General features: G+C 64.4%; 25 protein-coding genes, 1 tRNA gene and 2 pseudogenes. 18 read left to right on the top strand and 10 right to left on the bottom strand.

Features of this window, described 5'->3' with window-relative positions; all coding sequences use genetic code 11:
* Window positions 1-771, bottom strand: a 771-nt coding sequence (locus tag AC1DRP_RS12380; RefSeq protein ID WP_476768605.1) for a selenium-binding protein SBP56-related protein, incomplete at its 3' end; no start/stop codon positions are given.
* 206 nt (window positions 772-977) lie between these two features.
* Here AC1DRP_RS12380 and AC1DRP_RS12375 point away from each other — a divergent pair.
* From AC1DRP_RS12375 to gpt, 5 genes and pseudogenes are all read left to right on the top strand, one after another.
* The gene (locus AC1DRP_RS12375) at window positions 978-1835 is read left to right on the top strand and encodes an FkbM family methyltransferase (protein ID WP_441491426.1); all 858 of its coding nucleotides are present in this window, start codon (window positions 978-980) and stop codon (window positions 1833-1835) included.
* A 221-nt stretch (window positions 1836-2056) separates the two neighbouring features.
* A complete protein-coding gene (locus AC1DRP_RS12370) occupies window positions 2057-2815 on the top strand; it encodes a competence/damage-inducible protein A (RefSeq protein ID WP_441506173.1) in 759 nt (252 codons plus the stop codon).
* Window positions 2816-3163: 348 nt separating this feature from the next.
* Window positions 3164-3911, top strand: a pseudogene (locus tag AC1DRP_RS12365) (PAS domain-containing protein); the annotation flags it as partial.
* Between the two features lie 156 nt (window positions 3912-4067).
* Complete coding sequence (locus tag AC1DRP_RS12360; RefSeq protein ID WP_476768604.1) at window positions 4068-5000, top strand: methyl-accepting chemotaxis protein; 933 nt, start codon at window positions 4068-4070, stop codon at window positions 4998-5000.
* Between the two features lie 115 nt (window positions 5001-5115).
* Window positions 5116-5625: a xanthine phosphoribosyltransferase gene (gene gpt, locus AC1DRP_RS12355; RefSeq protein ID WP_069880047.1), complete on the top strand. Its 510-nt coding sequence runs from the start codon at window positions 5116-5118 to the stop codon at window positions 5623-5625.
* A 71-nt stretch (window positions 5626-5696) separates the two neighbouring features.
* Here the strand turns inward: gpt and AC1DRP_RS12350 are convergent, their stop codons facing one another.
* Window positions 5697-6626, bottom strand: coding sequence for a DMT family transporter (locus AC1DRP_RS12350; RefSeq protein WP_441506172.1), 930 nt, complete (start codon window positions 6624-6626; stop codon window positions 5697-5699).
* 142 nt (window positions 6627-6768) lie between these two features.
* On the opposite strand from AC1DRP_RS12350, the gene AC1DRP_RS12345 reads away from it, so the two are divergent.
* The 5 genes from AC1DRP_RS12345 to AC1DRP_RS12325 all read left to right on the top strand — a co-directional run bounded on the left by AC1DRP_RS12345 (window position 6769) and on the right by AC1DRP_RS12325 (window position 11974).
* Window positions 6769-7800, top strand: a complete 1032-nt coding sequence (locus tag AC1DRP_RS12345) for a hypothetical protein (protein WP_476768602.1) — start codon at window positions 6769-6771, stop codon at window positions 7798-7800.
* 152 nt (window positions 7801-7952) lie between these two features.
* The gene (locus AC1DRP_RS12340; protein WP_476768601.1) at window positions 7953-9302 is read left to right on the top strand and encodes a hypothetical protein; all 1350 of its coding nucleotides are present in this window, start codon (window positions 7953-7955) and stop codon (window positions 9300-9302) included.
* Between the two features lie 236 nt (window positions 9303-9538).
* Entirely contained in the window at window positions 9539-11152 is a 1614-nt protein-coding gene (locus AC1DRP_RS12335; protein WP_441506169.1) for an AMP-binding protein, read from the top strand.
* 36 nt (window positions 11153-11188) lie between these two features.
* The gene (locus tag AC1DRP_RS12330) at window positions 11189-11845 is read left to right on the top strand and encodes a DUF1190 domain-containing protein (RefSeq protein WP_441506168.1); all 657 of its coding nucleotides are present in this window, start codon (window positions 11189-11191) and stop codon (window positions 11843-11845) included.
* 43 nt (window positions 11846-11888) lie between these two features.
* Window positions 11889-11974: transfer RNA gene (locus AC1DRP_RS12325), tRNA-Leu, on the top strand.
* Window positions 11975-11997: 23 nt separating this feature from the next.
* Here the strand turns inward: AC1DRP_RS12325 and AC1DRP_RS12320 are convergent.
* Entirely contained in the window at window positions 11998-12609 is a 612-nt protein-coding gene (locus tag AC1DRP_RS12320) for a DUF938 domain-containing protein (protein WP_441506167.1), read from the bottom strand.
* A gap of 239 nt (window positions 12610-12848) precedes the next feature.
* Here AC1DRP_RS12320 and AC1DRP_RS12315 point away from each other — a divergent pair, with 239 nt between their 5' ends.
* Together AC1DRP_RS12315 and AC1DRP_RS12310 are read left to right on the top strand one after the other, a co-directional pair.
* On the top strand, window positions 12849-14111 hold the full coding sequence (locus AC1DRP_RS12315; RefSeq protein ID WP_441491564.1) for a hemolysin family protein: 1263 nt from the start codon (window positions 12849-12851) through the stop codon (window positions 14109-14111).
* A gap of 270 nt (window positions 14112-14381) precedes the next feature.
* Window positions 14382-14820 (top strand): annotated as a pseudogene (locus AC1DRP_RS12310) (chromate resistance protein ChrB domain-containing protein); the annotation flags it as partial.
* Between the two features lie 300 nt (window positions 14821-15120).
* Here the strand turns inward: AC1DRP_RS12310 and AC1DRP_RS12305 are convergent.
* The 4 genes from AC1DRP_RS12305 to AC1DRP_RS12290 all read right to left on the bottom strand — a co-directional run bounded on the left by AC1DRP_RS12305 (window position 15121) and on the right by AC1DRP_RS12290 (window position 18065).
* A complete protein-coding gene (locus tag AC1DRP_RS12305) occupies window positions 15121-15438 on the bottom strand; it encodes a hypothetical protein (protein ID WP_441506166.1) in 318 nt (105 codons plus the stop codon).
* 63 nt (window positions 15439-15501) lie between these two features.
* A complete protein-coding gene (locus AC1DRP_RS12300; RefSeq protein ID WP_476768600.1) occupies window positions 15502-16689 on the bottom strand; it encodes an FAD-dependent monooxygenase in 1188 nt (395 codons plus the stop codon).
* Window positions 16690-16774: 85 nt separating this feature from the next.
* Complete coding sequence (locus tag AC1DRP_RS12295) at window positions 16775-17026, bottom strand: zinc-finger domain-containing protein (RefSeq protein ID WP_476768599.1); 252 nt, start codon at window positions 17024-17026, stop codon at window positions 16775-16777.
* Window positions 17027-17099: 73 nt separating this feature from the next.
* Complete coding sequence (locus tag AC1DRP_RS12290) at window positions 17100-18065, bottom strand: heparan-alpha-glucosaminide N-acetyltransferase (RefSeq protein WP_441506164.1); 966 nt, start codon at window positions 18063-18065, stop codon at window positions 17100-17102.
* A gap of 92 nt (window positions 18066-18157) precedes the next feature.
* On the opposite strand from AC1DRP_RS12290, the gene AC1DRP_RS12285 reads away from it, so the two are divergent.
* Complete coding sequence (locus AC1DRP_RS12285; protein ID WP_069880057.1) at window positions 18158-18925, top strand: alpha/beta fold hydrolase; 768 nt, start codon at window positions 18158-18160, stop codon at window positions 18923-18925.
* Window positions 18926-19109: 184 nt separating this feature from the next.
* Window positions 19110-19958, top strand: coding sequence for a serine O-acetyltransferase (gene cysE, locus AC1DRP_RS12280; RefSeq protein ID WP_441491411.1), 849 nt, complete (start codon window positions 19110-19112; stop codon window positions 19956-19958).
* Here the strand turns inward: cysE and AC1DRP_RS12275 are convergent.
* Window positions 19949-20851: a LysR family transcriptional regulator gene (locus tag AC1DRP_RS12275; protein ID WP_441506162.1), complete on the bottom strand. Its 903-nt coding sequence runs from the start codon at window positions 20849-20851 to the stop codon at window positions 19949-19951. The genes cysE and AC1DRP_RS12275 overlap by 10 nt on opposite strands.
* A 127-nt stretch (window positions 20852-20978) precedes the next feature.
* On the opposite strand from AC1DRP_RS12275, the gene AC1DRP_RS12270 reads away from it, so the two are divergent.
* On the top strand, window positions 20979-22301 hold the full coding sequence (locus AC1DRP_RS12270; RefSeq protein ID WP_441491409.1) for a serine hydroxymethyltransferase: 1323 nt from the start codon (window positions 20979-20981) through the stop codon (window positions 22299-22301).
* A 137-nt stretch (window positions 22302-22438) separates the two neighbouring features.
* On the opposite strand, the gene AC1DRP_RS12265 is transcribed toward AC1DRP_RS12270, so the two are convergent.
* A complete protein-coding gene (locus AC1DRP_RS12265; RefSeq protein WP_476768598.1) occupies window positions 22439-23815 on the bottom strand; it encodes a serine hydrolase domain-containing protein in 1377 nt (458 codons plus the stop codon).
* A 204-nt stretch (window positions 23816-24019) separates the two neighbouring features.
* Between AC1DRP_RS12265 and AC1DRP_RS12260 the strand changes: the two genes are divergently transcribed.
* On the top strand, window positions 24020-24232 hold the full coding sequence (locus AC1DRP_RS12260; RefSeq protein WP_441491407.1) for a DUF3126 family protein: 213 nt from the start codon (window positions 24020-24022) through the stop codon (window positions 24230-24232).
* Window positions 24233-24246: 14 nt separating this feature from the next.
* Here the strand turns inward: AC1DRP_RS12260 and AC1DRP_RS12255 are convergent, their stop codons facing one another.
* The gene (locus AC1DRP_RS12255) at window positions 24247-24960 is read right to left on the bottom strand and encodes a hypothetical protein (RefSeq protein WP_441491406.1); all 714 of its coding nucleotides are present in this window, start codon (window positions 24958-24960) and stop codon (window positions 24247-24249) included.
* Window positions 24961-25144: 184 nt separating this feature from the next.
* On the opposite strand from AC1DRP_RS12255, the gene AC1DRP_RS12250 reads away from it, so the two are divergent.
* A complete protein-coding gene (locus AC1DRP_RS12250; protein ID WP_476768597.1) occupies window positions 25145-25474 on the top strand; it encodes a DUF6949 family protein in 330 nt (109 codons plus the stop codon).
* A gap of 58 nt (window positions 25475-25532) precedes the next feature.
* Window positions 25533-26063: a gamma carbonic anhydrase family protein gene (locus AC1DRP_RS12245; RefSeq protein ID WP_441491405.1), complete on the top strand. Its 531-nt coding sequence runs from the start codon at window positions 25533-25535 to the stop codon at window positions 26061-26063.
* Window positions 26064-26240 lie beyond the last annotated feature (177 nt).

Here is a 26240-nt window from a genome sequence, read left to right as displayed (position 1 = left end):
GGCTGGGCGCAGTTCAAAGACGAGTTGATGCTCCTCGCCGAAATCGATCTCCTGTTGATGCTTGCGCGTGTGCAGGTCCCAGAAATGGAGCCGCCGCCCGTATTTGCTGCTGAGCAGAACTTCCGGAACCAGTCCATTCTCGAACGTATCGGGCGTGCCCCATTCGCTGGTCACCATGGTGTCGTGGCCGAGATGCCACCAGAAATCATAGGCGAGCTTCTGGGAGCCACGATCCATCTCCCATTGCCCCAGTACGTCGAAGCTGACGGGGTCGAGGAGGAAGATGCCGCCGGGTTCCTTGCCTTCGGCATTGCCAAGTGCATTCACGTAAATGCCCTCCGGCCCGCAATGAATGGTGTGCAGCCGCGAATACCTGGCCTTCTCGGCGATCTCCTCCGGCTCGATGACCCGCGCGATCGTCGGTTTCCTCGGATCGGGTCTGGTGTCGATGATATGCAGCCGCGATGAGCGCAGGCCGGGAACGACGAGGTAGCGTCGCTCCATATGGGGGTGCGGCGCATTCGGGCACAGACAGGACGAGCAAGCATTCCAGCCGAAATGATGCAGCTCATCGCCGGTATTCGGCATCTCGACCTGACCGACGATCTGCGCATAGCTCAACGACGCGGGATCGACGTCGACGACGGCGATCGCGTCGGGTTTCCTGCGCTCCGGATCGAAGGAGGCCACGTAGGCCAGCCGCTCGGCGGGAGCCTTGGCCGCCAGCCGCGGCGAGGGGTAAAAGGAAGGATCGGGTCGCCAGCTTACCATGATCATTCTCCCGAGCACCTCAGCACCCCGGACAACAGGCCTCTCTATAGCCCAGACCTTGCGTTGCGGCTTGCTGTTTTCTGGCTCGACGTTGAAGCGGTCTGCCTGATCCGTGGGGGCCCGCTGCACCATGGCGGAGGGCCTGGTACCCCTCGATCGATCAAGTTGCTGGCGCGCGACGGCTTTGACGTGTATCAGGCGCTCCAATGGCAATGAACGATATCCAATCGACGGAAGCCCGTCCCTTCGGCGCTTTCGCACCTCAGGGCCTCGTGGCCCAGATCATCAACTGGACACGCGGGGCTCCGGACAGCTACCTCGGTCGCAAATTCGCCTATGCGCTGCGYCGCATCGGGCTGAGTTCGCTTGCGGGCCAGCCCGTCGATATCGAAGCGCTTGGCGTGCAGATGCGCCTCCATCCAGACGGCAATGTCTGCGAGAAGCGCGTATTGTTCACGCCGCAATATTTTGATCCTTACGAGCGGGAACTGCTGACGGGGCGGGCGCGCCAGCGTGAGGGTTTCCGCTTCATCGATATCGGCTCGAATATCGGCGCCTATTCGCTTTGCGTTGCGGCGGCAGCTGGCCCGGGAGCGCGTATCCTGGCCGTCGAGCCGCAGCCCGAGATCTTTTCGCGCCTGACGTTCAACATTGCGCAAAATCCGTTTGGCTCGGTCAAGGCCATTGCGTGCGCGCTGGCCGATAAGCCGGGCGAGTTGACGCTGTTTCTCGACCCGAACAACCGTGGCGAGTCGAGCGTCCGCATCCTGCGCTCCAGTGCCGGCAGCACGGTTCGGGTGCCGGCGACGACACTGCTCGCCCTGATGGAGAACGAGGGCTATGACCGCCTCGACGCAGTCAAGCTCGATGTCGAGGGGGCTGAGGACCTGATCCTCGAGCCCTTCCTGCGCGATGCGCCCGAAGCGCTTTGGCCCGAGCTGATCATCATCGAGGATTCGCGCAACCGTTGGCAGAGCGATCTCATCGCCCTCCTGACCGCGAGCGGTTATGTGCTCACAGCTCAGACACGCATCAACCTCATCTTCGAACGCAAGCGCGGCTGACGTTTTCGCTGCTGTTCAGCGCCTCATGCATAGCGGGCAGGCCATACACGGCGTTTCTGCCGCTTGAGCCGTTTGCGCCAAGGTCCTAGCTCTAAAGCGTGATCAGGAAAGCTCATGTCGCAGCGCTCCTAACCCGGCGCGGCATGAGCGGGCGGCGGATCAGCATCATCGTCACGAGCTGGCGGCATGTCTTGCCGTCCGGCACCTGAGAGGAGCCGGCCATGACCGACGCACCGCTGAATCGTCCCCCCGTCACGGCCGCAATCCTGGTGATCGGCGACGAGATTCTGTCGGGGCGGACGAAGGACAAGAATATCGGCTACATCGCCGAGTATCTGACCAATATCGGCATCGAGTTGCGCCAGGTTCGTGTCGTGCCCGATTCCCTTGACGAGATCGTCTCTGCGGTCAATGCATTGCGCTCTCGCTATACATATGTCTTCACCACGGGCGGCATCGGCCCGACCCATGACGACATCACGGCCGACTCGGTTGCAGCGGCTTTCGGCGTGCCGATCAATGTCGATCCGCGCGCGGTTGCGATGCTGTCAGAGCGCTTTCCGCCGGACCAGCTCAACGAAGCGCGCATGCGCATGGCGCGCATCCCCGAGGGCGGGGAGTTGATCGCGAACTCCGTCTCGAAGGCTCCGGGCTTCATCATCGCCAATGTCATCGTCATGGCGGGCGTGCCGGCGATCATGCAGGCGATGCTCGACGTGGTCGGACCCACTCTCAAGACAGGAACGCGCATCCTGTCCGACACCGTGCGGGCCGGTCTGCGTGAAGGCGATATCGGCACGGCTCTCGGCGAGATCGCTCAGTCTCATCCGCAGGTCGCGATCGGCTCCTATCCCTTCTGGTCCGAGACTGGTCCTGATACGAATGTCGTGGTGCGCTCGCGCGATCCTGAGAAATTAGATCAGGCGATGGCGGCGGTGAAGCAGATGATCGAGCATGAGCGCGCTCGATTACGTCGGTGATCTCTTTCCTTCTTTAGTTATTTTTGATCATATATTTTAAGATTATTCTTTTTATTGCATTGTTTACTTTTGATGATTGTCAGAATCAATTGATTTTAAGTCTTTATGAATAGAAAACTATAGTTTTTGATGTATTCGTTGCCGTGAATACATCGCTAATAGTGCCTGTTAAACAATTTATAAACGGTCATAATTCATCCTCGACTTGCGGTCGGCTTGCCGGCAGCGCTCATGTCGACGCGGCGGTTCCGGCGGTTCCGGGGGGAACGGTGTCGGTGTGGGCTGCATGTGTCCGGCCCGTGCGGAGTGCTCTGCGCTCCCGTGCCGGAACAGCGATCGGGAGGTTGTATGTCGCGCCTTTCCAGCCTGTTCTCCAATCGACGCCTTGCCGCCCAGGTCGCGGCGATCAACCGCTCACAAGCCGTCATCGAATTCGATCTGAACGGCATGATCCTCAACGCCAACGAGAATTTCCTGAACGTGCTGGGCTATACCCTCGACGAAATCAGGGGGCAGCACCACCCGCATGTTCGTCGATCCGGCCGAGCGGGAGAGCGCGGCCTATCGCAGGTTCTGGGAGGATCTCGGGCGTGGTGAATTCTCGACGGGCCAGTACTTGCGTGTCGGCAAGGGAGGCAAGGAGGTCTGGATCCAGGCCAGCTACAACCCGCTCCTTGGTGCCGGCGGCAAACCGCGGGGCGTGATCAAATACGCCTTTGATGTCACGGCACAGAAGAACCGCCTCGCTGACCTTGAAGGGCAGCAGGCTGCCATCAGCAAGGCGCAGGCGGTGATCGAATTCGACCTCAAGGGGCATGTGCTGACGGCCAACGAGAACTTTCTTGCTGTACTCGGCTATTCGCTTGGCGAGATCCAGGGGCAGCATCACCGCATGTTCGTCGATCCGGTCGAGCGCGAGAGCTTGGCCTATCGCCAGTTCTGGGAGCGCCTCGGGCGTGGCGAATACGATGCCGCGCAATATCGCCGCATCGGCAAGGGCGGCAAGGAGGTCTGGATCCAGGCATCCTACAATCCGATCTTCGACGCCAAGGGCACGCCCTTCAAGGTCGTGAAGTTCGCAACCGACATCACCGCGACCTTCCGCGGTCAGCAGCTCGAGGCCGCGGTGAAGGAGACTGGCGAAGTCATCGCTCGTGCCAAGGGCAAGGACCTGACGGGGCGCATCGCGCTCGCGGGCAAGAGCGGCGAGGTTGCGCAGCTCTGCGCCGGCGTCAACGATCTGCTCGACACCATGTCCGAGATGGTTGGCTCGGTCCGCGACATCTCGCACCAGATCGCCAGCGCATTGAGCAAGATCTCGTCCGACAGTGCCCAGCTCGCCGAGCGCACCGAAGCCAATGCCTCCAGCCTGCAGGAGACTGCGGCGACAACCGAGGAGCTCGCGGCGTCCGTGAAGCACAGCGCGGGTCACTCCCGCACCGCCGTCAGCCTCGGCCACGAGGCGCGCGACGTCGCGGAGCGTGGCGGCACGATCGTTGCCGAGGCGGTGAGTGCGATGACGCGGATCGAGCAGGCTTCGGCCGGCATATCCGAGATCATCTCGATGATCGACGGCATCGCGTTCCAGACCAATCTGCTGGCGCTGAATGCCGCGGTCGAGGCGGCCCGCGCGGGGGATGCCGGGCGCGGGTTCGCGGTCGTGGCAACCGAGGTGAGGGCTCTTGCCGCGCGTTGCAGCGAATCCGCTAACGGCGTCAAATCGCTGATCGCCAATTCGAGCGAGCAGATCCAAACCGGCGTCAGTCTGGTGAAGAATGCCGGCGCGACACTTCAGGAAATCGCCTCGGCTGCGAGCCGCGTCGCCTCCACGGTCAACGAAATCTCGGAAGCAACGGCCGAGCAGGCCAATGGTATCGATGAGATGGCCAGGACCGTCGCTCATATGGACGAGATCACCCAGCAGAATGCCCTGCTTGCCGATGAGAGCGCGAAGGTGGCGCAGGAGCTGAGGCAGGATACCGAGCGCTTGAGCGCGATGGTCGCAGCATTCCGGCTGCAAGATGGCGGACCAGGTTTCGAGACCGTGATTGCGCGCCAGATCGAGCAGTGGGCGCCACATCTCACCAGGGCCATTACCGCTCCGCTTTCGCCGCCTGCCAAGGGGGCGCCGAAGCTGAGGCGCGTCATGTCGGGCGGCACTGCCGATGGCTGGTCGGAGTTCTGATACCCGCTGAAACACGACCGATTGGGGATGAAGCGGGACGCGCCTCTTGCCAGCGCCCCGCTTATAGGCTTTCCGGATTGTCACAGAAACCGTGACAGCCGCTCCGGAGCCCCCAATGGCCGAACCGACCTCCAACAAGGCCTTCCCCGTCTCCTGGGACCAGTTCCATCGCGATGCGCGCGCGCTCGCCTGGCGGCTGGCCGAGAAGGGGCCCTTCGAGGCCATCGTCTGCATCACCCGCGGTGGTCTGGTACCGGCGGCGATCATCTGCCGCGAACTGGGCTTGCGCCTGATCGAGACGGTCTGCGTCGCGAGCTACCACGACTACAAGAACCAGTCCGAGCTCAAGGTGCTGAAGGACGTCGCTCCCTCGATCAGGGCGATCGGTGACGGCAAGGGGAAGGGCGTGCTGGTGGTCGACGACCTCACCGACACCGGGAAGACGGCACGTGTCGTGCGCGAAATGCTGCCCAATGCCCATTTCGCAACGGTCTATGCGAAGCCGGCTGGGGTGCCGACGGTCGACACCTTCGTTACCGAGGTCAGCCAGGACACCTGGATCTATTTTCCTTGGGATATGGGGCTGGCCTATGTCGAGCCGATCGCCAAGGATCACAAGGGCTGAGCCCCGGGCTTCGCCGCTTGAGCGGTCATTCCGGGCGCGGCAACCTGTCTGGAATGACCGGCAAGGGCTCGTTACGCCAGACTGCGCGCGCGCAGCGCGATCAACATGCCGGTGATTGCGAGCGCCATGCCGGCGATCTCGACTGGGGACGGTCGCTCGCCGAGCAGGAGCGTGCCGGAGAGCGCGGTCACGACCGGTACCAGCGGCAGGAACAGGGCCGCCCGTCCGGCGCCAAGGATGGCGACGGCCTGCGTGTAGAGAAACAGCGCGAAGGCGCCGACCAGCAATCCCTGATAGATCGCCTGCAGCGCTATGGCTGAAAGTGCCGCCTGCGTCAGATGCACGGGCATCACCAGTGCGACGAGCGGCAGGAGCGGCACCGACAGCAGGCATGTCGCCATGGTGACTTCGATCGCATCAGCGCCCCAGCGCCGGCAGAGCAGGCCGAAGGCCGACCAGAGCAAGGCGATCAGCACGAAGAGCATGTCGCCGATCCAGGCGCCTTCGCGGGTCGGCGTGTTGGCCAGGGCCTCCATCGAGAACAGCGCGACGCCGAGAACGATGACGCTGAGACCGGCGAGGCGGGCCGTGCTCGCGCGCTCGCCGAGCACCCACCATGCGAGCAATGCGGTGCAGACCGGGATCAGTCCGGGCGAGATGACCGAGGAATGCAGGGCGGGGGCGAAATGGGCGCCGCCGACGAGGATTAGGCTGTAGGTCGGGCCTACGATCGCGGTCAGGATGAGGGCTCGCCGCCAGCCGAGCTTGCCGACCGGAAAAGGCTTCATGCGCCTGAGCGCGAAGGGCAGCAGCACGAGTGCGGCGGCTGCAAAGCGCAGGATCGTGACATCGGCTGCGGTCATGCCATCTGCGACCGATTGCCGTGAGATCACGGCCTGAATGCCCCAGATCGCTGCCGCCAGGATGCCGCAGGCAAAGCCGAGCCAGGGGCGTTGCTGCCTGGCGAGAGACAGCGATTGCGGCCGGATGGCTTGGTTCACGCGAAAACTCTCGGAGGGCGGCGAGGCAGCGCCATATGCGGGCTCTAGCCATCGCGCGACAAGCGCGGCGGACAGGCGACGGGGCTGTTGGCGGCGCATGGCGCAGCAATGCGAGTTTGCCTGGCATGGAGCCGTCGCGACGATGGAGCCTGCCCTCTGCACTGCTTCTGCAGGCCCCTCACACAGGCCCGCTAACTCAGGTCGGACGAGCGCTGGGGAGGAGAGAAAGCCCTGCACGAGGGATGCAGCTCCTCCGTTAGATCGTCATTGCCTTAACAGCTTTTGCATTGTTTGCCGTTACGTCATGGCCGGCGGCGGCCGGGCTATGAGCGTCGATGGTCGCAGGCGCGGCGGTGCGTGCGTTTTCGGGGGCATATTGTTCCCCTCTGTTTGCAGCGCGATCCCGCTGATGGCAGCCCGAAATGAGATGAGCAGGACGGCGAGGGCAAGGGCAATGCAGCAAAGGCCAGGATTTCTGGAAAATTCCGTCATCATCGGCGCCCACCCCGACGATGAACTGCTCTGGTTCAATTCAATCCTGCGCGACGCTGACGAGGTCATCATCGTCTACCGCCATTTCTGGGGGAAGCCCGGGATTGGCGAAGCGCGGGCGGCCGCAATCGCCGAATATCCCCGCGGCAACGTCACCTGTCTCGATGTCGACGAGTCGGGCGCCTATGGCTGCGCCAACTGGGCTGATCCCGTGCTGACCGGGGCCGGTATCGGTTTCGGCATCGAGGCCGAGCGCCGGGCAATGACGCGCCTCGCCCGCAAGTCCGTTGCAGCCCTGCCGGCGGTGAAGCTCGAGCGCATCGCCGCCGCCAGCGTATCCAGGGCCTATGAAACGAACTTCCAGATCATATGCGAGTTGCTGAGACGGCGCCTGCGGCCAGAGATGAACGTCTTCACGCATAATGCCGAGGGAGGCCTCGGCGACGGCAGCGCACCGGCACCTTTTTCCGCTCAATTTCTTCACGATTGGCGAGGAGCGGCCGAGGAACTGGCTACCCGTGGCCATGACGATATCGGCGGCGTTCGCGTTCACCCTTGCCGAAGCAATCTGAGTCGGATCGATTTCGGCTCGGGTGCTCGTTCCAGCAGAACGTTGGCGGTGCAAATCCGGTGGGCGCCCGGTCGTTCGCAGCGCATGCAACCGTTCCGGCGATATGGGTGAGGAGAACCAATTAAGGTCTTGCGACATCGTCGTTTCCTGGACGCGCGACCATCCCTCTCACTGCACTGCTTCGACTTCATTGTGACATAACATTTGTTGCGGTGCACATTTTTGCCGTAAACCAAGGTTAGTGAGCGGTCGTCCGGCAGCGTTTGCAAATTGAATTTGCCAACTCTGTGCCTGCGCTTAAGCCTATCATCGCTACCTATGCCTTCCTCTTGGTCATAAGTCCGAGATCCTTCTCTCTATGGTCGATTGACGTTCCCCGCGAAGGGTGGTTCGCGGTGAATTATATTGTCAATTATCATAAGAATAAAGAAAGGGGCGGAATGATTTCATTCCTTCAACTTAAGTCGCGCAGTATCGGCGCTGGTGCGTTGCTGCTCCTGGCAGCCTGCCTGGTTGTCACATTCAGCTTTACTCAGGCGCCGGCTGAAACCCGGTCTCGCTCCGGAGCCGGCGCTCCGCCTCCGGCAGCCTCATCACATTCGGCGCGCGATTGGCTGCCTTACGATCTACCGGAGACGGCCCCGACTCGGCGCGATAGCAGCCTTCGGCTCACGGTAGATCGCCCAACTGCGGGAGCTACCAATGCCGGTCGTCGTCCTGCCGTCGCGGCCAATCGCGGTCGCCCTCCTGCACCGGCGACCATTGCCGGTCGTGCTCTTCCGGCAGAGACGATTGCCGACCATCCGCTTGCGGCAGAGGCCAGTGCTGAGCGCCCTCTGRTGGCAGAGACCATTGCTGATCACCCTCTCGCGGCAGAGGCCAGCGCCGATCATCCCCCCGCGGAAGCGACCAATGCTGTTTCAAGCATCGCCGCGGACAGTGTCACGGCGCCGGCCGTCAAGTTCATGAGCTCGGCGCTACGGCCGATCACTTTCAGCCTTCTGATCGCCAAACCCGGGGAACTGCTGAAATCGGCCATCAAGGTGATGCATCTGCTCGGCATCATTCTGGGATTGGGCGCCGCGACGGTCCTCGATCTCGTGATCGTCAAATTCCTCGTCTCCGGAAAGATCAAGGCTGAACAGGTTGCGATGGTCAAATTCATGACCGGTATCGTATCGGCTGGCCTCGCGGTGCTCTGGGTTTCCRGAATTCTGTACCTGGCGCATTACGCGATGTTTGACCCGGTCAAGCTCGGGAACCAGAAGGTCTGGGCCAAGATCGCGATCGTCGGCGTTCTCACGATCAACGGCTACTTCATCCACAAAACGGTACTGCCGTTGATGGAAAAGCAGATAGGACGGTCGCTCTTTGCAGGCCTGTCGCGCAAGCAGATTACGATGATGATGGTCTTCGGCACGGTCTCGGCGACATCCTGGTATGTGCCGCTGATCCTGGGCGCCATGCCGCATTTCAACTTCATCGTGCCCGCTCCGCGGCTGCTCGTGGCCTATGCGCTGATCCTGCTCATCGCCATCGCTGCGACCCATGGCATGGTTGACACCATCCGGCGCCGCGGTCGCCTGGAGCCCCAACTGCAGCCCGCATTCTGACGCCAGCATGACGGCCTGCGCGCATGATCGGTGCGCAGGCCACAGTCGAAGGGCGGTTGCCTGGTCGCGAATGACCAAGCAACCGCCCTTCTGCGTTCGACGGGGCTGTGTCACCAATGGCGCCGATGCCGTTGCCACGGATCGGGCTGGATGCGATTGCAGCTTGAGCGGAGAGCAGGGGCTCAACCGTCGCATTCGCGTTGAAACCGGACGGTATCCCGCTACGGTGAACCTCCATGGGAAACGCCAGCCGGGAGCAGAGCCAGGATATGGCCGCCACCGAATTGAACGCGTCGGATTTCGACGCCAAGGACGCGCGCATCACGCTGTTTCGGGGGCTGCTTCAGGCGGTTGCGCGGCGTGGCAAGGGCCGCGTCGCGCTCGAGGATCCGGAGCGTCAGCCGGTGACCTTCGGCCGGCTCGTTCTGGGAGCGCTGGTTCTGGGGCGAAAGCTCGCTTCAGGCACGGAGTTGGGGGAACGCGTCGGACTGATGCTGCCCAATGTCCAGGGCATGGCGGTGACGCTGTTCGGGCTTTCGGCCTTTGGCCGCGTGCCGGCACTGCTGAACTTCACGGCAGGGGTGAAGAACCTGCGGGCGGCGGCCGAACTGGCCGGCTTGAAGACGATCGTCACCTCGCGTCGCTTCGTCAACCAGGCCAAGCTCGACGATGAGATCGCGGCACTCGGCGAGGGCAGGCGGGTCGTCTATCTTGAGGATATCCGCCGGGATTTGACCAGTTTCGACAAGATGCTTGCCGCGATGCAGAGCCTGGCACCGGCATTTGCCCTGCGGGCCTATGAAGGGCGGCCGGATGATCCAGCTGTGGTGCTGTTCACCTCCGGCACCGAGGGCAAGCCGAAGGGCGTGGTGCTGAGTCACGCCAACCTCGTCTCGAATACCCGCCAGATCTTTGCGCTTGCGGCCGGCTTCCTCTCCGAGCGCGATATTGTCATGAACGCGTTGCCCGCCTTCCATTCCTTCGGCCTGACCGCAGGGCTGCTGATGCCGCTGCTCCACGGCATGAAGGTCGTGCTCTATCCGAGCCCGCTCCATTACAAGCAGGTGCCGAAACTGATCGGCGAGATGGGCTGCACCTTCCTGTTCTCGACCGACACATTCCTCCAGGGCTATGCGCGCGCTGCCGATCCCGACGATCTGAAGAGCGTGCGCTATGTCGTGGCCGGAGCCGAGCGCGTGAAGCCGGAGACACGCGCGATGTGGCAGCCCTACGGCACCACGATCCTCGAAGGCTACGGCTGCACCGAATGCTCGCCGGTGCTCGCCTGCAACACTCCCGTCGCGACCCGCGAGGGCAGCGTCGGAAAACTCCTGCCCGGTATCGAGGCGCGGCTCGATCCGGTCGAGGGCATTCATGAAGGTGGGCGGCTGAATGTCCGCGGCCCGAATGTGATGCTGGGCTATCTCAGCGCGGACGAGCCCGGGCGTATCGTGCCGCCCGAAGGCGGTTGGCACGATACCGGCGATATCGTGGTGATCGAGGACGGCTTCGTCAGCATCCGCGGCAGGGCCAAGCGATTCGCCAAGCTCGGCGGCGAGATGGTCTCGCTGGCTGCGGTGGAAACAATGGTGGCGGCCCTCTGGCCTGGGTTCAATCATGTCGTTGTCGCGCTACCGGATGCGCGCAAGGGCGAGCAACTCGTGCTGGTCACCGAAAAGCCTGATGCCGACAAGGCTGCGTTGCAGGTAGCGGCGAAGCAGCAGGGCTTTCCCGAACTGTGGACGCCGCGCGCCATTTTGGTCGCGCGCGCGATTCCGGTGCTGGGCAACGGCAAGATCGACTATGGTGCGACGCGCGAGCTTGCGTCGACGATGCGGGCGCTGCTGTGACGCCATAATTCTACGGTTATTGCCCGAGTCATGATCATGACGGCCGCCTCTTCCCTCGCCGCAATAATGCGCGTCGCAGCGCTCCTGCCGGCTCTTTCCTTCGCGGGCCCCGCCGATCTCGCGGCGCAGGCGCCGAGCCAGACCTACGAGCGGCGCGACGAATGCATCGAGGCGGGACGGCTCACTGCTGCGCAATGTGATTTCGCCTATCGCAATGCCCGGGCCGAATTCGAGGAGAAGGCGCCACGCTATGCGTCGCGCGCCCTGTGCGAGCGCAGCCACAAGCGCTGTGGTGCGCAGGTTTCCTCGACGGGTGGCTGGGACTCCTTTGGCCGTGGGGGCGCGACTTATGTGCCGCGCTTCACCGGTGTCCGCGTCACGGGAGAGGGAACCGCGAGCCGCGCCCTGCCCGTGGTCGAGGGCGCGACGAAGATCGCCTTCGCCGGCCGCTCGATCACGACACTCGAGGACAAGATTGGTGGGCGGCGCGGCGTCATCGGCCAGGCCAGCTCGATTGGGAGAGGCGGGCGCGGCCACGATCCGCAGGAGAGCGGCCCCTATGTAAAGCGCGGCGATCGCGACGACACCGTGCGCGTGCCGATGGAGCAGAAGCGCATCGGCTCCGATGTTGCGCCGGGGCTCTATGTCGATCCCGATGGAGTCGAGTGGTACAAGCCCGCTCGCCGTCATTGAGGCGCTTGCGCCCGCCGTCTGCTGTCRCTAGGGCTGCGTCCACGCGGACGTGGCGAAACTGGTAGACGCACGAGACTTAAAATCTTGCGCCCTAAAGGCTTGCGGGTTCGAGTCCCGCCGTCCGCACCAAGCTTGCCTTGCGATTGCGCGGATCAGCCGCGCGGCCCGTGCCGAAACACCAGGCTCAGATTGTTCGCCGGCATCTCGGTTACGTCCGGCTCACCAAACCCTGCCTGTTTCGCCAGTGCAACGACGTTGCCGAGTTCGCGCAAGCCCCATTCCGCGTTGCGGGCGCGCAGGCTTTCATCGAAGGCGAGGTTGCTCGGTTCGAGGGTGCGGCCAGGCCGGCGATAGGGCCCGTAGAGATAGAGTGGAGCGCCTTCCGGCAGCAGCTTGCCGGCCTGCATCATCAGCCCACGCGTCGCGGCCCAGGGCGAGATATGGATCATGTTGATGCAGATGATGGCATCGGCGGCGGAGACCGGCCATTCGGCCGCTGCGGCATCGAGCTGAACGGGCGGACGAATATTGGCGAGCCGGCTTTCCCTGATCCAGGCCGCAGTACTGATGAGCGCATCCTGATCAGGGTCCGAGGGCTGGAAGGTCAGTGCGGGCAGGGCGGCGGCGAAATGGCTGACATGCTCGCCCGAGCCGCTGGCGATCTCCAGGACCAGGCCGGTGGCTGGAAGGGTCGAGCGCAGGATAGCGAGGATCGGCTCACGATTGCGCAGTGTCGCGGGGGCGAAGAGACGTGGATCAGTCATGGCTCGAGGCGTGCTCCGGAAGTATCGACGCTGTCATCGAAGGCCAGGTAGAGCATTCATCTCACCTGTCCCCCTTACAGTTAAGGCACGGAGCTTCTTCGCGCCCRCCAAAATTTCGCTATCACAAACTTCAAGCTTACCCATCGCCAAGTCGTCGCGATGCGCTATAAGAAGCCCGAAAGCAGGTCGATATTGAGCGCGGCCCTGCATGCTGCGGGCGGGTTTTGTTAACCGAGATCCTGATTGTCGTCGCGTTGACCGTCATTAACGGTCTTCTCGCCATGTCCGAACTCGCAGTGGTCTCCTCCCGTCCGGCGCGGCTCAAGGTTCTCAGCGATCAAGGCAGCAAGGGTGCAGCGACGGCGATACGCCTCGCGGAGCATCCCGGCCGGTTCCTTTCGACGGTGCAGATCGGCATCACGCTGGTCGGTGTCCTGTCCGGTGCCTTCTCCGGTGCGACGCTGGGTGCGCGTCTGTCGGAATGGTTGATAGGGCAAGGGTTCTCCAATCGTGTCGCCGATGGTCTTGGCGTCGGGACGGTCGTCGTTGCCATTACCTATCTCTCGCTGATCGTCGGCGAACTGGTGCCGAAGCAGATCGCGTTGCGCGACCCCGAGCGGGTGGCGGCGCGCGTTGCGCCGATGATGTCCCTGCTGTCGCGCATCGGTGCGCCGTTGGTTTTCCTGCTCGACCTCTCCGGCAAGACCGTGCTGGCGCTGCTCGGCCAGAAGGGCGAGTCGGAAGAAAGGGTGACCGAGGAAGAGGTCCGCACCATCATTGCCGAGGCCGAAACAGCCGGCGTGCTGGAGCGCGACGAACGCGAGATGATCTCGGGTGTGATGCGCCTTGCCGATCGCTCCGCCCGTGCGCTGATGACGCCGCGCCGCGAGGTCGAGGTCATCGATCTCTCCGATACAGCTGAGGAGATCCGCGCGCAGGTTCGTGCCTCCAAACGCTCCCGGCTCCCGGTTCAGGACGGCGAGTCGGACGCGATCGTCGGCGTCATTGTGGTCAAGGATATGGTCGATTTCCTGTCCGCCGGCAGCACCGAGGATCTGCGCGCCCTGGTGCAGGAAGCACCCGTGGTGATGGACACCGCCAACGCCCTGCTGGTGCTGCGGGAGATCAAGTCCTCGCGCGTCCACATGGCGCTGGTCTTCGACGAGTACGGCCATTTCGAAGGCATCATCACACCCGGCGACGTGCTGGAGGCGATCACCGGCGTCTTCCAGGAGGAGGACGAGGACGAGCCGCCGATCGTCACGCGTGCCGACGGCTCCTATCTCGTTGCAGGCTGGATGCAGGTGGACGAGTTCTCGCACGAACTCGGCATCCACATTCCGCGCGATGCCGATTTCCAGACGGTCGCCGGCTTCATCCTGGCCGAACTCAACCATCTGCCCAATGTCGGAGAGTTCTTCGAGAAGGGGCATTGGCGCTTCGAGGTGGTCGATCTCGACGGGCGCCGCATCGACAAGGTGCTGGTGAGCCGGCTGGATTGAGCACGCCCTTTGCCCTTGCACCGGCATGTCCGGTGCAAGGGCAGCCAGCTCGAAATCGCAATTGATCCTGCCGGAGTAGCCGTGGTCTGATCCCGGCCTAGGGGTTTTTCGCGACGACCCCGTGAGGCGTCAGCCCAAGGATCGCGTCTGTTTTCCTCATTCGGGGATGGACGCTCGCGTCTTCCAGCACACAGATCGCCACATCCCCCTTGTACCGGCTCATCGGTCTGCCCGATGCCCAGGCGATCGTCTGCGTGACGCGCTCACGTCCCAAAGGCCGACCGCATCGCGTGCCCCCCGGGCTGATTCGTCGCTTCGTCGCTCCGAAAGCGGTGATCCTGTTCGTGGCCCCTTCGGGGCGTGGCGGTGGCCGATCGCTTCCAGGCCGTTCCCTTCGATATCGACGGCGTATTCTGGAGTGATCGCGGCGAGCGTTGCAGCTTTGACATCATGCTGGAGGAGTTTGGCCTCGCCTCGGCGGTGCTGGGTCGTCTCGCCACGATCGTGCGCGCCGCCGATACGGCGCGGCTCGACCTGGTGCCGGAATCCGCCGGTTTCCTGGCTGCCTCGCTGGGGCTATCGCGCATGTTCAATGACGATCTGGCACAACGCGATGCCGGTATGCTGCTCTATCACGCCTTTCTATCGCTGGTGCCGGGATGCAACCGAAGAAACCCATAACTGGCCGTCCCCGACGAGTAGGACCTGAGCGGCGGCCATGACGATCGCAGCGACGGACAAGGCGGCGCCAGCAGTGGCGGGCATGCCGACGCTCGGTGAAGCAACGAGGGTGTGGGCCTGGCCGCGATGATTGCAATGCTGCGCTTCAAGGTCGGGATGATCCCGACGCTTGCCGCCTGCGCGGCTGCGGGCCTCCTGCTGTAGAGGCTATCCTTCTGGGGGGCCAGAGCATCGCGCCGAAGAGTGGAAACCACGTTTCGGAGACATCCGATGCTACGCAAAGCGATCGTTCGCCGCCATGCATCCGGTCGGACGCATGGCGATCGTGTCAGCGCCGCGGCTGCTCGCCAGGCTCGATGATGCGGTACTCGGCATCGATGACCTCGACGCGCGCAGCACCCGGACGGACCGGAGCGAACGGATCGCGCTGGTCGAACCCGGCAGCCTTCAGCTTGCTCTTCAGGCGCCAGGCCGCGATCGCGCCGGCAGCAAGCACGACGGGAATGAGGATCAGGGCGAGGCTCGCTGCGAGGAGGAACAGCGTCACGCCAAGAACGAGGCTTGCTGCCACGGTCAGCCAGGAGGCCCAGCGCGGCATGCGAGTCCTCTGGCCGGCGAGCTGCTCGTAGAGATTGACGCGGATCATGTGGTCTCCATCCGATGGTTCCACATGAGAGATAGGAAGTGAATGCGGCGAAGGCGAGATGCCCTAGGCTTGCAATCGCCAATCGTAGAGCCAATCGAGACGATGGCGCATGCCATCGGGCCCAAGACGGCGCATTGCGAAGTTGCGCGCGATAGTCCAGGGCCATTCCAAATGATAGGCCCGACCGTTGCTGCGGCTCGTGGCCTGGACGCGCCGGGCACGGTCCTGCCGGGCTGTCGCATAGGCCGCGAGCGCCGCCGGTAGCGCTGCGGCGCCGCCCTGCTGGAGATGAACCGTCAGTTCCTGCGTCAGGACGCCGGCATCCTCGATCGCCAGCGCGGCACCCTGCGCCATGAAGGGCAGGACCGGATGGGCGGCATCGCCGAGCAAGGCGATGCGCCCCTGTGCCATCGCTGCGGGCGGCCGGTCGAAGAGCGACCAGACCAGCCAGCGGGGCGCCGCTGTCGCAAGCTTGTGCAGCACGGGCTCGGCCTTGGTGAGATGAGCGGCGAGTTGCCCGGGCTCACCGTCGCGGGACCAACCCTCACGGGCCTCCTTCGCTTCGCGAATGACGACGAGATTGGTCTCGCGACCACCGGAGACAGGGTAATGCACGGCATGGCGGCCCGGGCCGAGATGCAGGGTCACGACGYCGGGCGCGGCGCGGCCGCCGGCGTTGGGTACCAGGGTCCGCCAGGCCTCATAGCCGGTGAAGACCGGCGGAGCGTTATCACCGATGAGTTCGCGGCTGCGCGACCAGAGCCCGTCGGCGCCGACCAGCGCCAGTGCCGAAATGGTCTCCAACTGGCCGGCTTCGGTCGCGAGCGTCGCGGTGATGCCGTCCGCGTTCTGGGCGATGTCGCGCAGGCCGCGGCCGACGATGAGCCGGATGCCGCGCAGGGAACGGGCGGCGTCGAGCAGCAGAGTGYGCAGGTCGGTTCGGCGTATGGTGCGGAAGGGTGTTCCGGAGCCGGCGGCGGTCATCGGCATTTCTGCCAGCGGAGAGCCATCCTGCCAGCGTCGCACAACGAGGCGTTCGGCAACCACAGAGGCGCGCTTGACGGCGAGGCCGAGATCGAGAGCTTCGAGAACATGCCCGGCATTTGGCGAAAGCTGGATGCCGGCACCGGTTTCCCCGAAGCCGGTGCGCTTTTCCGCGACCGTCACGGAGAAGCCGCGCCGCGCGAGTGCAATGGCGGCTGTAAGTCCGCCGATGCCGGAGCCGGCGATCAGGATATGGGGAGCGGACACGGCTGTCTTCGGCAATCGGATGCGCCAGAAACCGGAACGACCGGTCGCGATCGGAAGCGGCGGGCGCCTTGAACGCCGGCGCCCGTCACGCTGCCTTGGCTGCCTCGTGATGGGCGCATTCCGGCGGCGTGCAGGCGCCTGCCGACAGCGAGGGCTCGTATTTGAACAAGGTCGAGCAATAAGGGCAGATGATCTCGCCGTCTGAGCCCATGTCGAGGAAAACATGCGGGTGATCGAAGGGCGGCTTGGCCCCGATGCACATGAATTCCTTCGCGCCGACATGAATGACGRCAACGCCGGGCTGGTTATGGAAATGCGGGATGCCCGTATCGGCCATGGATCATGCTCTTGCGTTGATTTGCCCCACCTCTAACCCGTCACGCCGGCCCGCGCCAGTGTGCGCAAGCGCCTCAGGGCGCCCGGAAGCAGGCACCTGCAATCGATCCGGTGCGCGCGCTTTCCTCCCGGGTGAGCGTGTTTGACAGGACTTTTTGCCAGAGTCCGTCGCGCTTGAGGCCATCGATCGCGCAATTGCAGGCCTTCTCGCACACTTGCAGCGAGGTTTCGGCGCTGACACAGCTGCGCAGGCAGGAGATCAGAAACGGGCGCGCTTCCTGCTCGGGGCCGACGGCCAGCCGCATGACGATGAGCAGCACTCCGATGAAGATCGGCTGGTGCAGCAGGTAGACGCTGAGGCTGTGCCGCCCGCCCCAGGCGATGACGCGGGCCGGCAGCGAGCGCGCCTGCCAGTGGCTCCAGCTTCCCTGCCTGGCGAGCGCCATCTTTCCGAGAGCCATGCCTGCCAGCACGCATCCGAACCAGGGCACGATCGGTACGAAATCGGCGGTTGCCCCGGAGACATGAGCGAAGCCGAGCCAGAGCAGCCAGGGTTGATCGAGCATTTGCGGCGCAGGAAGCAGTGGCAGCGCGAATAACAGGGCGCTGAACAGGAGCAGGACAGCGGCCGGCAGTCGCAGGAAGGGCAGGGCGAGCACGCTGGAGAGCGCGATATTGTGGAGGATGCCGAAGTAGATGAAGCTCTCCGGCATGGCGAACCAGGTCGCGATCGTGACCAGCGCCGCGGCGCCTACGACCATGGCCAGCCGGCGGAAATAGGCGGACAGGTTCACGCCCCTGCGCGTCGCCAGCACCAGGCTGAAGCCGACGATGGTCAGGAAGGACCCTGCGATCAGGCGCGCGAAGGCGCTCCAGCCGGGATGGGCGGGGACATCGGTTGCAATCAGGTCAAAATGGGAAAGATCATAGGCGAAGTGGTAGACGAACATCGCCAGCAGAGCGAGGCCGCGGGCAAGATCGACAAGGTCGATCCGGCGGCGTGGAAGCGACGATGTCGGGGCCGTCTCAGCGTGGCTCATATCAGCCTTCATAGGCAAGCGGCGGAAACACAGCTACACAAAGTCGCTCCTGCATGGCAGGTGAAGACCCCCCGCAGCTTCCGCGACGTGCCATGCAGAAATTCTCCTCGGACGGCGTCAATCTCGCCTTCATCGACCTCGCCCCGACCAATGACGCGCCGCGCGGCGAGAGCATCATCCTGGTCCATGGCTTTGCCTCCAGCCACATGGTCAACTGGGTCAATACGCAGTGGACGAAGACATTGACCCATGCGGGTTACCGTGTCGTTGCGCTCGACAATCGCGGCCACGGCCAGAGCGACAAACCGCATGAGCCGGAGGCCTATTCCTCGCACATCATGGCGGAGGATGTGCGCCGCCTGATGGATCACCTCGAGATCGCGCGGGCGGACGTGATGGGTTATTCGATGGGCGCGCGCATCTCGGCCCATCTCGCGCTTGCCCATCCGCAGCGCCTGCGTTCGCTGCTGCTCGGCGGGCTCGGCATTCATCTTGTCGAGGGCGTCGGCCTGCCGCTCGGCATTGCGGATGCGATGGAGGCTCCCTCGCTCGATGTCCTGAGCGACCCGATGCAGCGGATGTTCCGTGCCTTTGCGGACGCCAACAAGAGCGATCTCAAGGCACTCGCAGCCTGCATTCGCGGGTCGCGGCAGACGCTCACGCCAGACGAGGTCGGCCGCATCGCGATGCCGACCCTGGTCAGCGTCGGAACCAAGGACGATGTCGCGGGCTCCGGGCAGGAACTCGCGGCTCTCATTCCGAATGCGGAGGCTTTCGCGATCGAGGGGCGCGATCACAACCTCGCAGTTGGGGACAAGACCCACAAGCAGGCCGTGCTCGATTTCCTCAGATGGCTCTGAGCCGACGATTTCATCGCCCCGCGATGACATGCCGGCGGATGCAACGGTTTGGGGCGGATATCCCAGGTTTGATGCCGGTTTCCCTGCGGTCCAGGCAGGGCAAGGCAGCGTTCTTGTTTGGCATTGCAGCATGGCGCCGTGCTAGAGTGCGGTTCTGAAACACACCGTATTCCGGAGAACGATCATGCCGTCAGGGCGCTCCGTCGTAGAATCGCGCCACCCGGTCACCGGGCTCGACAGGGTCGATCCGGTTTGGACTCGGCTGCGGCGCGAGGCCGAACAGGCGCTCGGCATCGAGCCAGCGCTGGGCAGCCTGATTCTGTCGTCGATTCTCAACCAGCCGAGTTTCGAGGCGGTGGTCGGCCATCGCGTGGCGGCGCGGCTCGCGCATCCCGCTCTCGGGGCGGATCTGATCGAGCAGGCCTTTGCCGAGGCCATCGCTGCCGACCCCGAGATCGCCCAGGGCATGCGCGCCGATGTTCTTGCGGTGCTCGACCGTGACCCGGCCTGCAAGCGGCTGATCGAGCCCGTGCTGTTCTTCAAGGGCTTCCACGCCCTGCAGGGCCACCGGCTGGCGCATTGGCTGCTCAACCAGGGGCGTCGCGATTTCGCGCTTTATCTGCAGAGCCGTTCCTCCGAAGTATTCCAGACCGACATCAATCCCGCGGCGCGCATCGGCAAGGGCATTTTCCTCGACCATGCAACGGGCCTCGTGGTCGGCGAAACGACTGTGATCGAGGATGACGTCTCGATGCTGCAGGACGTGACGCTGGGCGGCACCGGCAAGGAGAGCGGCGACCGCCATCCGAAGATCCGCAAGGGGGTCCTGATCGGCGCCGGCGCCAAGATCCTCGGCAATATCGAAGTCGGCAAATGCGCCCGTGTCGCAGCCGGTTCAGTCGTGCTGACTGCGGTGCCGCGCAACACCACCGTTGCCGGCGTACCCGCAAAGGTAGTCGGGGAAGCGGGCTGCGCCGAGCCGTCGCGCTCCATGGATCAGATTCTCGCCGGCGACTGCGGCGCTCACATCTGAGCACCAATCCGTCCTGACGCCTGCAGCCAATCCGCGACCTCCTGGCGGCGGGGGTGACCTTGTGCCGGCAACAGCAGGGTCATCCGGTCCGGTGTCGTCAACGCAGGTCCAAGCGGCGCGACCAGCCGACCATCGGCAAGATAGGGCTGGAGCAGGCTGAGCCGGCCCATCAGCACGCCAGCACCCGACAGCGCAGCATCGAGCGCGACGCTGTAGAGCGAGAATGACGGGCCACGCGCCGGATCGACGCTCTCACCGGCGTCGATGGAGGCCAGCCAGCGCGCCCAGTCGCCGCGCCAGACCGCGTCGTGCAGCAGGGTCTCATCAGCGAGGCCGGCAACGGTCTGGAGCCGGGATGCGACGGCGGGAGAGCAGACCGGTGTGATCGCATCAGGGTCGAGCACGAGCGCCGATGGAGCGGCCTTGCCATCCCCAAGATAGAAGATTGCGATGTCGCAAAGCTCGTGCCTTGTGTTCGGTGGTTGCTCCATGGCCGAGACCGAGACCTGCAATCCGGGGAACGCTTGCTGAAGCCCGGCAAGACGCGGTGAGAGCCATAGCTGGGCGATGCAGGGCAGGGCGGCGATGGTGAGCGTGCGGCTCTCATGCCCTCCGCCCAGTTCCAGCATCGACGATGCCAGCAGATCAAAGCCGCGGCTGAGGCGCGGCAGCGCCGCACGGGCAGCCGGCGTCAAGGCGACACCTTGTGGCAACCGCCGGAACAGCTGGACCCCGAGCGCTGCCTCCAGCTGTCGGATCTGCTGCGTCACCGCGCCAGCCGTCACTCCGAGTTCCTCTGCTGCCTTGGCAAAACTCTCGCAGCGCGCGGCGGCCTCGAAGGCACGTAGCGCGTTGAGTGGGGGCAGACGGGGGCGTGGTGGCGTCACGGGCATGGCGACCTGTCGGAGCCTTAGATTTTCTCTGTCTTGCGGCGACGATAACTCGTTTGCGCCACCTGCGGCAAACGGCTCCAATCACGGCGTACCGCGCGTTGCGGTTCGACCGGATGGAGAAACGGACATGGCGGCGTTGGGCAGGCGCGACTGGGTGCCAGCGGCAAGCGAGGACTACGTGCTCACGGTCGCCGAGACCGTCGCCCTGCAGGATCTCGATGCGACCGAGCGGTCGATCCAGGCGTTGACGACGGAGAACCGCGCGATCCACGAGCGCGATTGCGTCAATCTCAACCCCGCAACCAATATCATGAACCCGAAAGCGGAGGCGGCGCTCTCGGCCGGCCTGGGCGCGCGGCCTTCGCTCGGTTACCCCGGCGACAAATATGAGATGGGGCTCGAGGCGATCGAGAAGATCGAGATCATTGCCGCGGAGCTCGCGGCACAGGTCTTTGGTGCCCGCTACGCAGAAATCCGGGTGCCGTCGGGTGCCATCGCCAATCTCTATGCCTTCATGGCGGTGGCGAAGGCGGGGGACTGCATCATCGCTCCACCGGGCGATATCGGCGGGCATGTCACTCATCATGGCGCTGGCGCGGCCGGGCTTTACGGCGTCATCACCCATCCCGCGCCGGTCGACGCGCTGAACTACACGGTCGATCTCGGCAGGCTGCGTGAGGACGCATTGCGTCTCCGCCCGAAGCTGATCAGCATCGGCGGCAGCCTCAACCTGTTCGCGCATCCGATCCGCGAGATCCGCGCCATCGCGGACGAGGTCGGAGCGATCGTGCTGTTCGATGCCGCCCATATGTCCGGCATGATCGCCGGCCATGCCTGGCAGCAACCACTGCAGGAGGGAGCGCATCTGATGACGATGAGCACCTACAAGAGCCTGGGCGGTCCGCCTTCGGGCCTGATCGTCACCAATGACGCCGACCTTGCCAGGAAGCTCGATGCCATCGCCTATCCCGGTCTGACCGCCAATTTCGACGCGGCAAAATCGGCATCTCTCGCCATTACGCTGCTCGACTGGAAGGCGCATGGCCGCGCCTATGCGCAGATGATGGCGCAGACCGCGAAGGCGCTGGCCGATGCCCTTGTCGAACGGCAGGTCCCGGTCTTCGCGCGCGATCGCGGCATCACGACATCGCATCAGTTCGCCATCGAGGCGGCCCCCTACGGCGGCGGGCAGGCGGCCGCGAAACGGCTGCGCGAGGTCAACATCCTGAGTTGCGGGATCGGCCTGCCGATCGCGCCCGTCGCAGGCGATGTCAACGGCCTGCGGCTCGGGACGCCCGAGATCGTGCGCTTCGGCATGACAGCTGCCGACATGCCGGAGCTCGCCGGCTATATCGCTGAAGGTCTGAGCGGAGCTCGGCCCGCCGAGGCCGTTGCACGGGATGTCACGGCCTTGCGCAGCCGCTTCACGAAGCTGCACTTCATGCGCTGACGAGTGGCGGCCGGCGGGCAGGTGCGTACCGGCGCCGAAACCTCATGCGCCGGCCCGAAGCGTCGAACGCGGTTTCGGACCGATGCAAACACGGAGGATCAGCTCATCGGACCGGATACGAGACCCGGGGCGATGAGCTAGCCGCTGCGCTTCRCATAGCGATCAAGCATCTCGGCGCGCAGCGCAGCCTCGGAGACGAGATGCGCGCCGCCGAGCCAGATCGACTCGATTGCGCCGGTGCTGTCGCGGACCAGGCGTGCTGTCTCACCCGGGCTGTTGAAGCCCGACGCCTTGCTCAGGCGACCCTGGTCAGGAGCCTCGACCGCGATCTCTCCCGCGTCGAGAAAGGGCGTGAAGAGGGCCGGGCTGGCGCAGAGCACCTTGTTGCCGACGGGGACGAGATCGCCGCAGGCCCAGATGCTCCACCAGCGCCCAACCCAGCCTTCGGTCTCGGGTGAGGGGCCACCTTCATCGGAAAATGTCCGGACGATGTGGAGGATGCCGTCGAGCCATTGATGGGCCAACCCGTCAATGGCATTGGTCAGGACCGAGATCGTCAGGTCCTGCTTCGGCAGGACGACGGTACGGGTGATGAAGCCCTGGAAACCACCGGAATGGCCGAACCATTTCCAGTCGCCATGTCCGCCGGAAATCGTGCCAAGGCCGTAATGGCGGCCAAGACTGGCTTCGTCGTCGGGCCAGAGACGGCGGCTCATCTCGCGGCGACTGAGCGCAGACAGGATGCTGCGCTCTGCCTGCGGTGAAAGCTGCGCGAAGTAACGCGCGACGTCTGCGGCAGTAGCCACGAAGCCGGCGGCGGAGGTCATGGCGTGTCCGGGGTTGTCTCCGGGAATGACCACCCTGCGCCCAAGAGGCATTCTGGGGCTATGACCCTTGGCCATGGGGCGGTCTGCCCAGAGCCCGATATCAGGGCGGGTTTCGCTGAGTTGCGCAGGTGCGACGACCTCGGCGGCAATCCAGTCACGATAGGCCTGGCCCGTCACGGCTTCGATGACGAGGCCGAGAAGGCCGAAGCCATGGTTCGAGTATTTGAAGCGCTGCGAGGGCGGAAAGGGCTGCGCAACCGAGAGATCGGCGAGCAGCTCGTCCTTGCTGAGATAGGGCTTGCGGTCGAAGAACTGGCCGTTGTCGGCGCCATCTCGGGTCAGGCCGGCGCTGTTCGAGAGCAGTTGCGCCAGGGTCACGGCGGCGACGTCAGGATGCAGGCCGGTGACAAAGCTGCCGACCTTGTCATCGAGCCTGATGCGGCCCGCCTCGACCAGTCGCAGGATCCCGGCTGCCGTGAACGTCTTGGAATGCGAGGCGATGCGAAAGCCGTGGCGCGGCGTCAACGCTTCTCCGGTCTCGATGTCGGCGCTGCCGAAGGCAGCCTCCAGGACGATCTTCTGGCCGCTCGCGATGGCCACGGCGCAGCCCGGCTGATCGTGATGGCGGCGCTGGAATTCGAGCCAGCTCGAGACATAATTCAGGGCAGCGGGCAGCCAGGGCGTCATCGGGCAATCCATCATTGGCGATGTGGGGGATGGAACATGGCACGATCACCGCGAGGGCGGCAGATATGCAGGAGCAAGCGCTGCCATGCGAGCGTGACGCAGCGCGAGGCCCGGATCTCAGGTTGAACGCGGGCGTGACAGCGTTTCGCTTGCCCTCGCAGCCCGGCCATGGCATCCGTCCCGCCACTCTGAAAGGACCAACCAGTGGACAAGACAGAACTCGCCAAGCTCGAAGCCTATCTTCGGCGCACCTTCGCCAATCATGGCATCAGCGTGCGGGCGCGCATGAAGAAGACCGATTCCGCCGAGGTTTATCTGGGTGAAGAGTTCATCGGCATCATCCATGTCGACGACGAGGATGGCGACCGCTCGTTCAACTTCACCATGGCGATCCTCGACGTCGATCTCGAAGGCTGAGGGCCATCAGCGGCTCAGCGCATCATCCCATCGATGGTGCGCCTGACGCCGCCGACCATCAGCTCCCAGTCGGCGATGACGGCGCGCGGGAAGCGGATGTTCACGTCAAGTCCGCGATGCCGGAAGGTGACGCGGCAGAGTTCGTCGAGAGGGGCGGGGCCGGTGTTCACCGGGCAGCGCGCTGCAAAGCCTCGCCCATCCGGGACCGAAACGTAGAGCTCGTCGCCCTCATAGGGTGAGCCCTTGCGGAACCCGCGTACGACAAGCCCGCCCGGATTGGACCAGACCGTCGGAGTCAGGAAGCGGGCATAGACCGAGAGCTGTGTCGCCGGCTCGTTGACCTTGTCGGGCGGGCTCAACGTKACCAGTAGCTTGCGTCGGCTTTGGGCGGTCACGGGACCGAAACTCGGCCAGTCGAGACGCAGCCGGGTCATGCCGACCACCCGCTCGCTGTCTTCCTGTTCGGAGCCGGCCAGATCCTGGGGAACCAGAAGCGAGACCTGGCCGACGCGCGCCGGCTGGTGCTGGGTCACAGGAGCTGCCGCCAGGCGATGGCCGTAGAGAGCGTATCCGGTTGCTGCGGCGGCAACCAGCAGGATCGCGCCGGCCGCCTTCCAGAGCGCGCCGTCAGCGCGAGGCAGGGGCGGCGGCGGCCGATTCAGGCGTGCGCGGACCACGGTCGTGAGGCCGGCGGCGCGTTGGGGCGAATGGTGCGCGTATGCGGTCAAGATCCAAGCACCTCGATAACAGGTGCCAGTGACTGAATCAGACGCGCCTTAATGCTCCGTAAACCATGCGGATTGCGCGAGGATTGCCGCGCGGCGCAAGGGTTAACCATCGCTAACGAGATTTCTTCACACTTCGTAAACCATGCGGCACAGTGCAGGTGCGTTCTCGCCCGGAGCCGTGACGTTGCGTATCGAACCCGCTGCCGTCGAGGCACTCCAGTCCCTGTTCATCGGCTTTGCCTTTGCCGGGCTGATGGCGAGCGCCTTCGAGCTGTTCACCGAGAAGCGTGCTGATTTTCAACTGCTGCAGACGGGAGGGTTGGCCGCGGTCGCGAGCGTGCCGGTCGTCGTCTTCAGCGCGCCGTTTCTCATCCTTCGCAATACCGTGAGGGGCCGCCGCAGCGATGGCCGGCCCTTTGCCTTCGTCATGCTGGCGAGCATGGGGGCGTCTCTCTGGAGCGTCGCCTCGGGGCGCGTGGTGCTCGACCTGCTGCATTACGTCGGCGGCGCTTGACGGGGCGGCCGGCCGACCTGCAATCCTCGCGGCAGGTTTGCAGAAGGATGATCCGCCCATGCCGCTCTATTCGCTCGACGGGACTGCCCCCGAATGCCCCGCCGCAGGCCAGTGGTGGCTTGCGCCCGATGCGCATGTGATCGGCAGGGTGAAGCTCGCAGCCGGCGTCGGAATCTGGTTCGGCGCAGTGCTGCGTGGCGACAATGAATGGATCGAAATCGGCGAAGGCAGCAATATCCAGGAGGGCTGCGTCCTGCACACCGATATGGGCTCGCCGCTGCGCGTCGGAGCCGGCTGCACCATCGGCCACCGGGCGATCCTGCATGGGTGCATCATCGGAGAGAACAGCCTGATCGGGATGGGCGCGACGGTACTGAACGGCGCGAAAATCGGCCGCAACAGCCTGGTCGGCGCCAATGCTCTCGTGACCGAGGGCAAGGAGTTTCCGGAGAACTCGCTGATCGTCGGGTCTCCCGCCCGCGCCATCCGCACGCTCGACGAGGCGGCGATTGCCGGCATTGCAGGCTCGGCCCGTGCCTATGTCGCGCGCTGGAAGCAGTTTGCCGTCGGGCTCAAGCAGATCGGCTGAAGCAGCGGCCCGAAGGGCGGATTGCGGTTTTCAGGAAGGCCGGCGCACACGCAGAAGTTCAGATCCTCGGTCCGGGTACGATATCTGGTCCGATCATCCAACCGCACCGGCCAGGGCCGGAAACGAGACGGGCCGACGCCTCGGGGGGAAGCGTCGGCCCTATGGCGAAACCCGGCC

The sequence above is a fragment of the Allobosea sp. 01N443 genome (assembly GCF_056399325.1).
Note: the sequence above shows the minus strand (reverse complement) of the source record. Positions and strands in the feature narration are given on the sequence as shown.